This is a genomic window from Hydrogenophaga sp. Root209 (assembly GCF_001428625.1).
In the GTDB taxonomy this organism is placed as follows: domain Bacteria; phylum Pseudomonadota; class Gammaproteobacteria; order Burkholderiales; family Burkholderiaceae_C; genus Hydrogenophaga.
The window spans coordinates 1-9,770 of record NZ_LMIE01000017.1; the positions used below are offsets into that span (position 1 = coordinate 1).

The following is a 9,770-nucleotide window of genomic DNA, read 5'->3' on the forward strand; positions in this document are numbered from 1 at the left end:
CCTGCCAACAGGTGCCGACGACGCCGGCGTTAAACCCCTATCCCCGATCAGTTCAGGTGGGGGAGTTTGAGGTGGCCATAGACGGGGGAATTTGGGTGGCCATCAGGGAGAGAAGAGTGCCTTTTTGGTCCAGCACCACCATACCTTCGTGGTCTGCGCTGTCGAACATGGCCGCGCCACCGGCCTCACCCGAAAGCGCATATCGCAAGTACGGCTCGATCTGTATGAGCTTCTTGTGGTCGCTGCTTGAGAACGGTTTGTCAGAGGACGAGCGCAGCAGCGACAGCAATCCCTTGGGGGATCCCTGGACGTCACGAGCAACCAAGTACAGCATGTACCGACCGTCGCAGGGGCGCATGACATCCTGGTACAGATCCGAGCGCACATAGACCTGTGCGTTCGACTCGTTACATCCGAGTGTTCCCGAGCTTGAACTGCGCATCAGATCCGTGAAAGCAGGCATGACTCCCGGGTAGGTGATTTTGGAGTTGTGCGAAAAAAAGCGCTGCACCGCGCTGATGTCGGTGAACCCATCCCCGCTGTAATTGACAGGTTCATGGTTCCGGTCATCGCACCAGATGAAGTGACCGGTATCAGCGCCCAGCCAATCCCTCGCTCCTTCCAGAAACTTGGCCATGAACAGCTCTTCAGGCATTCCCATGCTGCACAGCTGGCGAATGCTCGCAACCGTGCGCACAGAAGAGCGTGGTGAAGACTTCATTCATTGATTTTACGGAAGGCTCTGCAATTGCGATCCCCCTGCTCGGAGGGGTTTTCTCATTGAGGCGATCCATAGACTTTTGACCGGTTGTGTTGCAGGTCAACCACCACGCCGCTTCGCTTGCCGATCAGTGACCGCCCAGTGGAGCGCGTCCTTCTCTTCTAGTTTCCAGATTCAATACGCGAATGTCCAACATCGAGGCACCCCAGTCGAGTCCTCTCGTGAGAAAAATTGCGCGCATCACTGCCAAGCCAAACAGAGGCCAGGCCTTGAGCGAGGCTTTGCGCGATCTTGAGTTCGCGACCCGACGAGAAGTTGGCTGCAGGGAGTTTGCATTCTTTCGCGCCCTGAGCGATCCAGACTCGTTCGTGTTGGTAGAGACATTTGAGAACGAGATGGCCCTCGAATTGCATCTGGCGCTGCCTCATACACGGCGCTTCTTTGCGGTGAAGCTTGTTGAGAATGTCACTGTCGCTGCGATCAGTAAATAGCGGCGCTACATGCGCTACATACGCTCCGTAGTGTCTAACCCCCCACTGTGCAGGGGTTTCATGGTGACCTCGGTTTTCTAGACTTTTGGAACTTGCTGGCTCGCAGTCAAAGCTGACTGCGGGTTTGAAAAATTCTCCAAAGGACTCATCTTGAAAACCCCCAAGCTTCGCTCCGTGGTCTGGGCGCTTGCGACGCTTTTTGCCTCCTCATCAGAAGCGCAGTCGGTATTGGATCTCGGCAATATTGGCGGAGCAACCTCGGCCAGTGCGATTTCGGCCGACGGCTCCACGGTGGTGGGTGCCGCGTTTCTGCCCGGTTCGACGCCGCTCAGGCGGGCGTACCGATGGACTTACTCAGGCGGTCTGCAGAACCTGAATTTGCCAGTCGTCGAGAGCTATGCGACCGGAGTGTCGCGCGACGGCAGCGTGATCGCAGGTAGCTACTACGACCTTACCTTGAACGGTGGTCGCGCCTTTCGCTGGACCGCCGCGGGCGGTATGGAGAACCTGGGCACGCTTGGCGGCAACCTGACCATCGGCGGAGGCATTTCCCAGGACGGCACCACAGTGGTCGGACTGTCGAATCTGGCGAACAACACCAATCGTGCGTTTCGTTGGACCAGGTCGGGTGGCATGCAAGATCTCGGTGTGTTGGGGACGGGTAGCCGCAGCCGAGCCAGTGGCGTGTCTGCAGATGGTTCGGTGGTGGTCGGTACCAGCGATACGGGCACCTCGGAGCACGCGTTCCGCTGGACCGCTGCCGGCATGCAGGACCTCGGCACCCTCGGGGGAGTCCAGAGCATTGGCAATGCGGTGTCTGGCGACGGCTCGGTGGTGGTGGGCAACTCTCAGGTGACCACCCCTGGACCTGTGTACGCGTTTCGATGGACGCAGGCCACCGGAATGCAGAACCTCGGCTTGCTCGGAGGGACAACTGGGCAGAGCAATGCATTGGGCGTCTCGGGCAACGGCGAGGTCATCGTCGGTCATTCGAACTACGACGACACCTATGGCCTGCGCAGGGCGTTCCGCTGGTCTGAGGCAACGGGCATGCAAAGCGTCGCGGATTGGCTCAGCAGCAATGGAGCGTACCCCGCAGGCTGGGACTTCATCTCGGCCGCTTCAGCCAACGAGGATGGCAGCGTACTCGTAGGGAACGGCAGGGCGCCAGGCTCGACCCGCGATCAAGCCTGGATTGCGCGCGTCTCGCCGTACGGCACGGGCGTCATGGACCCGGTCAACTATGTCGAAAGCACCATGGTCGCACGCCAGGCGCTGGCGCAGGCCAACCAATACCTGAGCCGGATGGTGTTGTGGGGTGGCCATCACCGCCCACTGGCCACTTACGGCGACCTCGGTGGGCAGGGCTGCTTTTGGGCGACGGGCGATGTCGGACGGCGCGGCGGTGATCGACCGATCACTGACACCGCTGGCGAGGTGGGTGTGTGTGGTGATTTCGCCGGTGGTGCGGTGCGCGCCGGTCTGGGAGTTGGCTATGGCCGCCAGTCGCAAAACCTGGGTGACTTTGGTTCCACACGCACGGGAGGCAACCATGTGGTCGGGGAAATCAACTACACGACCTCCACGGGCTTGTTGTTGTCGGCCACAGGGGTGCACGGCAAGTGGAGCGCAGATGTCAACCGCGGCTACACGGGTGCCGCAGGCACCGACCACTCAAAGGGCAGCACAGGTGTGACCTCGACGGCGCTGCGCTTGCGCGCCGACTGGAACGATGCGTGGCGTTGGGCGCAGGCCGCAATGTCACCCTACGTCGCCCTGACCGCCACCCGGACCAGGACCGATGCCTACACCGAGACGGGCGGTGGCTTTCCGGCGCGCTTCGATGCGAAGACGCAGTCTGGACTGGAGGCCCGTTTGGGCGTGGCAGCACGCTACAGCGTTGCGCCGGCCACGCACCTGCGCGGAACCCTTGAGGCAGTCCAGCGCCTGGATGGCGATGCGCCGCGCGTAACCGGTCAGGTGCTGGGCCTGTTCAGTTTTGACCAACCAGGTCTTGATGAGTCCAAGTCTTGGGTGCGTTTGGGGCTGGATGTCGACCACCAGATCGACCGAAACAAATTGCTGAGTTTCTCCCTGCACACAGCCAGTCCTGGGGACGACCCCCGACTGAGCGCCGCCGTGACATTGCGCATCGGCTTCTGACCACACCGCTCGGCGGCCTTCTCTGAAGCCAGCCTGCACTTCGGAGCGTGGCAACTGTGCTTTAGCAGCGCCGATAGCCGGCGCGTCTTTAGGAATTGAACGTGAAGACCTATCTCTTGACACCACTGGCGATGGCATCGCTGGCCCTTTTTCATCCTGCTGCAATGGCCCAAAGTGAATTGCGGGGGTTCGGCACTGGCAGCAGGCTCTACGCCATTTCCGCAGATGGGAGCATTGTTGGCGGTAGTACCGACTCGCCCTCCGACCTGTCACTTGCATCGGTCGGCATGGCGGGGGGAAGCATGTCACCGCTGAGCGGCCTGGACATGGTGCGCGGTGCTGTATTGGGCCTTTCTGCAGATGGGAGCGTGGCAGTGGGCGCAGCTGTCCTGGGTGGCCAGTACCGCGCCTTCCGATGGACCTCTGCGGGTTTGACGGATCTCGGCACTCTTGATGGGCTTGGCCAAAGCGAGGCGCGGGGGGTATCTGGCGACGGCAACGTTGTGGTGGGAGAGGCTGTGCTCGCCAGTGGCGCCAAGCGTGCCGTGCGGTGGACCCAGGCCGGAGGCATCGAGAATATCGCCGCGGGTGCCCCCAGCGGCGACAGTTCAGCCGCTGCCGCGTCCTACGATGGTGATGTGGTTGTGGGCGTCAAGACAAGGGGTACGGTGACACACGCCTTTCGGTGGACGCAAGCCGGTGGCCTGGTCGATCTTGGCTCCTTGTTGGGCGGCCCCAACGCTGACCCGGAGAGCGAGGCGACCGGTGTCTCCCGTGATGGTTCCGTCGTGGTGGGCTCTAGCCAGGCCTCGAGTTCGTTCCCTGGTACCGCGACGCATGCGTTTCGCTGGACCGCTGCGAGCGGCATGGTGGACTTGGGCACGCTGGGCGGGCGCGACAGTAGAGCCGGGGGTGTGTCGGCCAACGGGTTGGTGGTTGTTGGCCAGTCACGGACGGCCGCCAACTCTGGTGTGCTTGCCTTCCGGTGGACCGAGGCAACGGGCATGCAGTCGGTGGCTGACTGGCTGGCAGCGGCTGGCGTGGACAGCAATGGCTGGACTCTAACGGACGCCACCGCCACCAATGCCGATGGCAGCATCGTCGTTGGCAACGGCATTCAAGGGTCGGATGATGAGGCTTGGTTGGCGAGAGTGTCCGATTTGGGCTCGGGCGTCATGCGTCCGTCCAACTACTCCCAGAGCCTGGGCGCAGTGAACGCATCCTTCCAGCACGCCCAGTCACTCACCCGCATGATTCTCTGGGGGAGCCACCATCGCCCGTTGATGTCCTATGGCGCGATGCCAGAAAGAAACTGTTTCTGGGCAACCGGCGATGTCGGTCACCACGGCGCCGGCAGAGACAGCAATGAGGCTCTGGCCGAGGTCGGACTGTGCCGTGATTTTGAGGGGGGAGCTCTGCGCGCAGGCGTGGGCGTTGGATACGGACGGCAGAGCCAGAACCTTGGCGAATTCGGCGGCAACCGTATCGCTGGCGAGCATGTCACGGCCGAACTCGACTACCAGGTGCCTGCAGGACCACAACTATCTGCAACGGTGGTCTTTGGTAACTGGCGTGCCGACGTGAACCGGGGCTATGCGGGAGGCAGTGGAACCGACTTTTCGCGAGGGACAACGGCGGTCAGATCGACCGCGCTGCGACTGCGTGCGGACTGGGACAGTCTTTGGAAGATGGGCACTGCGGCAGTGTCTCCCTATGCCGCGCTGACCCAGACACGGACCCACAGCGGGGCTTACACGGAAGTAGGAGGAGGATTTCCTGCGCGCTTCGAAGGGCAGAGCCATACCGCGGTGGAGTCGCGTTTTGGGCTGGCCTCAACCCTCCCGATCAATGCAGTGACGAATCTTCGCGCAACGGTGGAGCTGGCCCACCGCTTCGATGGTCAAAGCCCAGCGCTCAAGGGCCAAGCGCTTGGACTTTTCTCGTTCGACCAAGCGGGGACACGGTCACGCCGTTCGTGGGCGCGTGCCGGCATCGACATCGACCGCCAACTGAATCAGAAGGTCTCCATGGGGTTCTCGTTGCACGCAGCGTCTCGCGGCGAAGACCCTGGGCTGTCCGCATCGATCAGCCTGCGCGCCGCTTTTTGATCTGATCTTCAAGAAGAAAAAAATGTTGTCTTCTCAGATCGGTTTCGCGTTGCGCCTTACGGCCCTGCTGGCCCTTTGTGGCGGCTCATGCCAAGCCACCGCAAACGACCTACTCAACAACATGTTGCAGCAGGCGATCGGTCACGCCATAACCCGGGGAATACAGAACGCTGGGAACACGCCGCCGCCAATTGGACCGAGCAGTAGTCATCCGTCCTCCCCACCTCCATCTTCAACTGTCGAACACGACCAGACGGTGAGTCTCGATAGTGCAAGAGATTTCTCGCCCAACAACATCAACCGAGCTTGGCGGCAGCCTGACACTGTTGGTGTTGCCCCGGGTGCTGGGGGAGCGGTCAGGGGGCATGTAGAAGCGAACACTTCGTATGGCGGCAACGCCGAGAGTCCCGGTGTCGTATCGATGCGTAAAAAGCTGGATGCGCTCTATGGAATGTTGTTGAAACAACCTCCATTGATGAGCCCGCAGGGCATCAGCGTCGTGCCAGGTGGAGGCTTTGCAAACCCACGCCCGGGCGCCACAACGAAGGCAGTTGTCGGAGGCCTTGTGGTGAGGGCTTACCCAATCAAGCCCGACCACATGACAACCCAGAGCTACCCCGACGGAACCTTCCACACACCGGGGGAAGGTTGTTCGTTGAACGTATTGGTCAACGACACCTATTCGCTGCGAAGTTCACGCCTGCTCGGAATCTACAACGGCATGACGCTGTTTCAGCGCGGTGGCGGCTACCAGTTGGTGGTGCTCAACACCCCGCGTCCGTTGTTGGTGAACGGTGTGCTCAACCGTGACTTGATCGACCCGTCCCGTCCAGCTTCGGATATTCAAGTCCTGGTGATCTCCGTCAGGGCTCCTTCTTCTAGCTGGTCCGACCTGGAACGGGGGCAGCTGCACCCAGCCAGCGGAGCGGGACGCCTCCTGGGCGTCATGTTCAGCGCCGACTGGCGCGGTCTTCTTAGGCAGATTGAATTTCCACAAGGCAAAGCATCATGAATACAAGATCGTCTTCGGCATGGTGGCCGACTTGCGTTTTCTTGGCAGTGGGGATGACCAACTCATTCTCTGTAGGTGCACAGACACCCGAAGAAGGAAGTTCAGCCTTCTCTGACTCCCTTCAGAGTTCAGTGCCAGGCGTTCGCAAGATGAGTGATGTCAACCTGACGTGTGCGCAGATTCACAAAGAGGCCAGCAATCTCGAAAGCTCAATGTTCGATCGGCAAGCGACGGCAAAGAACGCGCTTGTGGTGGCGGAAGCGTCTCGCAAGAAGATGATTGAGCAATCGAGTCGAGGGCTCGCAGGCTTGCAGAGCGGTGCCTCGACGGTGACTGGTTTACTCAGCATGATTCCCGGTGTCGGTATGGTGGCTGGCATGGTGGGAGGCGCAGCATCTCAAGCCTCCCTGAATTCGCGCATGGCGGAGATGGAGGAGAACACCAACAAGATGGTCCAGGCACAGCAACAGGCGTTGGAGCTGGCTCAAGCGATGTCTTCCTCGCAAGCCCGTTACGACCATTTGGTAGAGCTGGCGCTCAAGAAGAATTGCGAGGTCTCACGTTGACTCTCGTGCGCTCTCATCAACTCTTTGATTGCCCATATCACCGCAATTGGTCGTCCCTGAAGAATCCCAGGAGCCCGCATAAGCACTGGGCTTTGGGGTGATCGCGGATGGCCGAGACTCCCAGTTTGAATTCCAATAGAGGCAGATTTCTGGGAGTTCTGCCGTGCTGTTTGCCTGTTCCGCCACCGATGATTTCTTTCGTTCGCGCATCGATCACATGATCGACCTGCGCCATCCGCTGGCCGTGCTGGCCTCACGCATGCCCTGGCAGGAGATCGAAGCACGGGTGGCCCAGGTCTTCTCTCGCAGAGGCCGCACCGGTGCGGCCATGCCCGACCTGGACCTCTTTGGGGAGCAAGCGCCAGCGCACCATCGTCGGGCGCCCGCAGCGCGAGATTGACCGCAAGGCCAGCGCCATCGGACAAGCTGTGCGGGAGGCGCTCGCTGAGACGTTGAACAAGGCCCAGCGCATCAACGCCCAAAGTGCTCGGCGCAAGGCCGCAGCCGGACAACCCAAGCTCTACGCCTGGCACGCGCCCGCTGTGGACTGCATCAGCAATGGCAAGGCGAGAACGCCCTACGAGTTCGGGGTGAAGGTGTGCATTGCCAGCACGCTGCACGGCAACCTGATCGCGGGCGCGCGGGCATTCCACGGCAACCCGTATGACGGGCACACCTTGGCCGAGCAGCTGGAGCAGGCCACGATCCTGATGCAGGACAGTGCGACAAAGTCAGCGACGGCCTTCGTGGATTTGGGCTACCGGGGCAAGGCCAAGCGGATCAGCGAGCGGAAAGCTGCTCAAACGGCGCCAGGCCATCGAGCCCATCATTGGCCACCTCAAGAGCGACCATCGGATGGATCGCTGCCATCTCAAAGGTGAACAGGGCGACCGGCTGCACGCGGTGCTGTGCGCGGCGGGCTACAACATCCGTTGGCTGCTGCGCATGATCACAAGGAAGGGGGTGGCCTTCCTGCAGCGGCTTTATTTGCGCCTATGCCAGATCGCGGGGCTATCGTCGAACTGGTCTCTGAAGCCGCGCAAGCCGCGTGTTCGCGCACTCGTTGATTGCGATGAGCCTTCTTGCAGATGAATCACCAAAGGCTTTCAAACTAACAATCAAGAGGCCACTCTTTTCCGTGTGCATATCTCAGCCATCCACGCGATCGCATCCCGGGACTTTAAGAATACCTTCAATACGATAGACCATATCGGTCCTGAATCTATTTCTCTGCTTCCAGGGCCCTGATGACATGAGGGCGAGCCGCAGTACGCTGCATGAAGCTTTGCAGATGTGCCAAACCGCCGAGGTCCAAGCCAACATTCACAGCCCATCGCGTGATTGCGAATAGATACGCATCGGCAACTGTAAAGTGTTTGCCTGTCAGGAACAGCCCTTGTTCGAGCGCAGCATTGATCAATCTGTATCTTGTCTTCAGAATTTTTGCGAAAAGCATTCTGGAATCCAGTCCAACGGCTGGATGAAACAACGGTGTATAGGTCTTGTGAATTTCCGTTGCAAGATAGGCTTGCCACTCCATGACGCGGTAACGCTCCATGCTCGCTGCCTTTGGCAGCAACGTAGTTCCATCCACCCTATCAGCAAGGTACTGTGCGATCACCGGACCTTCGCTCAGTCCCAGACCATCATGCGTGATGAGATAGGGAATCTGACCCTTTGGATTAATGGTCAAAAAATTCTCACCTTCGGAAGTCTGCTTCTTTCGCAGGTCAACTTCCACTAGTGTGAAGTTCATGCCAAGCTCCCTCATCACGATGTGGATTGCGAGAGAGCATGATCTGGGTGCGTAGTAGAATCTAAGCGGGGTCATGTAGGCTCATCCCAAACTGACAAAGTCGAAAGTGAATCATTGTTCTCTGACTTTTTTTCCAGTTGACGCTTTAATCTACGTAAATCCTTTGTCAACTGCCAGGCGAGGAATAGGCCCAATAGGGGGTCGATCAACCTCCTAAACCCGTCAGAATTTAGTATCACTGTGTAGGTGAATCGAGTACCAGCAGGACAAGCCTGGAAGTCGCGGCTCCCAGAACAGGGCACAGGACCAGAGATACTTCGAAAAGAAGTACGAGTAGGTGAATATTCAAACACCTCGGCCACCGTGGTAGTTGATAGACCGAGACTACGCATACGTTCCTTTGTGCGCAATCTGAAGGTTGGAGGTCCACTGGTCTCATAGTCCATGCTGATCACGCCGCCGCGCCATGCTGAATCTTTTGAGTAGTCACCTGCGAACGCAAAAACCTCTTCGTGGGAGCATTCGATTTCTATCGCTTTTGAAACTTTAAACATGGTGATTCAGTCTATAGCTTTTCAATGTTGCTCTTACCCCTCGCTACAGGGGGGAAAACATGTCTGAAACTATTTCTACAATCACTTTATGGGCTTCCCCCAGTTTCCAGGACATATCCAATGACATGATGTGTTCTGACGTCTCCCCCCGAATTCCGGACTTTTGAAAACTAGAGGTACGGTTGCTTTCCGGCAAGCCCGAAGGGGCGCAGGGAGAAGCAATGAAGAGGTCGAGATTTCTAGAGGAGCAGATCGCGTACGCACTGCGGTTGGCTGAGTCAGACACACCGGTGGTCGATGTTTGAACCGCCCCGTATTTTGAGGAGGCTCTTTTCTCTGAGAGGATTGAGCCATGAAGAAGTCGAACCACTTTTCACCTGAGGTCCGCGAACGCGCCGT

The 9,770-nt window shown here is 59.2% G+C and carries 11 protein-coding genes; 8 read left to right on the top strand and 3 right to left on the bottom strand.

Going from position 1 to position 9,770, the window contains the following annotated elements; all coding sequences use genetic code 11:
- Positions 1 to 52: 52 nt before the first annotated feature.
- Positions 53 to 721, bottom strand: a complete 669-nt coding sequence (locus ASE11_RS11350) for a hypothetical protein (RefSeq protein ID WP_162258040.1) — start codon at positions 719 to 721, stop codon at positions 53 to 55.
- Between the two features lie 185 nt (positions 722 to 906).
- Between ASE11_RS11350 and ASE11_RS11355 the strand changes: the two genes are divergently transcribed.
- From ASE11_RS11355 to ASE11_RS26585, 8 genes are all read left to right on the top strand, one after another.
- On the top strand, positions 907 to 1,212 hold the full coding sequence (locus tag ASE11_RS11355) for a putative quinol monooxygenase (protein WP_082585686.1): 306 nt from the start codon (positions 907 to 909) through the stop codon (positions 1,210 to 1,212).
- 150 nt (positions 1,213 to 1,362) lie between these two features.
- Positions 1,363 to 3,375, top strand: coding sequence for an autotransporter domain-containing protein (locus tag ASE11_RS11360; protein ID WP_156406320.1), 2,013 nt, complete (start codon positions 1,363 to 1,365; stop codon positions 3,373 to 3,375).
- Between the two features lie 101 nt (positions 3,376 to 3,476).
- A complete protein-coding gene (locus ASE11_RS11365; protein WP_156406321.1) occupies positions 3,477 to 5,483 on the top strand; it encodes an autotransporter domain-containing protein in 2,007 nt (668 codons plus the stop codon).
- Positions 5,484 to 5,505: 22 nt separating this feature from the next.
- Complete coding sequence (locus tag ASE11_RS25815; RefSeq protein ID WP_156406322.1) at positions 5,506 to 6,495, top strand: hypothetical protein; 990 nt, start codon at positions 5,506 to 5,508, stop codon at positions 6,493 to 6,495.
- A gap of 149 nt (positions 6,496 to 6,644) precedes the next feature.
- Positions 6,645 to 7,061, top strand: coding sequence for a hypothetical protein (locus ASE11_RS11375; RefSeq protein WP_056270932.1), 417 nt, complete (start codon positions 6,645 to 6,647; stop codon positions 7,059 to 7,061).
- Positions 7,062 to 7,224: 163 nt separating this feature from the next.
- Positions 7,225 to 7,461, top strand: a complete 237-nt coding sequence (locus tag ASE11_RS26275; RefSeq protein ID WP_056270935.1) for a hypothetical protein — start codon at positions 7,225 to 7,227, stop codon at positions 7,459 to 7,461.
- Positions 7,409 to 7,942 (top strand): hypothetical protein, encoded by a 534-nt coding sequence (locus ASE11_RS26580; protein WP_056270937.1) that lies wholly within the window; start codon positions 7,409 to 7,411, stop codon positions 7,940 to 7,942. The genes ASE11_RS26275 and ASE11_RS26580 overlap by 53 nt, the downstream gene beginning before the upstream one ends.
- Complete coding sequence (locus tag ASE11_RS26585; protein ID WP_235501262.1) at positions 7,917 to 8,153, top strand: hypothetical protein; 237 nt, start codon at positions 7,917 to 7,919, stop codon at positions 8,151 to 8,153. The genes ASE11_RS26580 and ASE11_RS26585 overlap by 26 nt, the downstream gene beginning before the upstream one ends.
- Positions 8,154 to 8,283: 130 nt before the next feature.
- Here the strand turns inward: ASE11_RS26585 and gstA are convergent, their stop codons facing one another.
- Both gstA and ASE11_RS27090 read right to left on the bottom strand, forming a co-directional pair.
- A complete protein-coding gene (gene gstA / locus ASE11_RS11390; RefSeq protein ID WP_056270940.1) occupies positions 8,284 to 8,892 on the bottom strand; it encodes a glutathione transferase GstA in 609 nt (202 codons plus the stop codon).
- A complete protein-coding gene (locus ASE11_RS27090; protein ID WP_156406323.1) occupies positions 8,889 to 9,371 on the bottom strand; it encodes an SRPBCC family protein in 483 nt (160 codons plus the stop codon). The genes gstA and ASE11_RS27090 overlap by 4 nt, the downstream gene beginning before the upstream one ends.
- Positions 9,372 to 9,770: the final 399 nt, after the last annotated feature.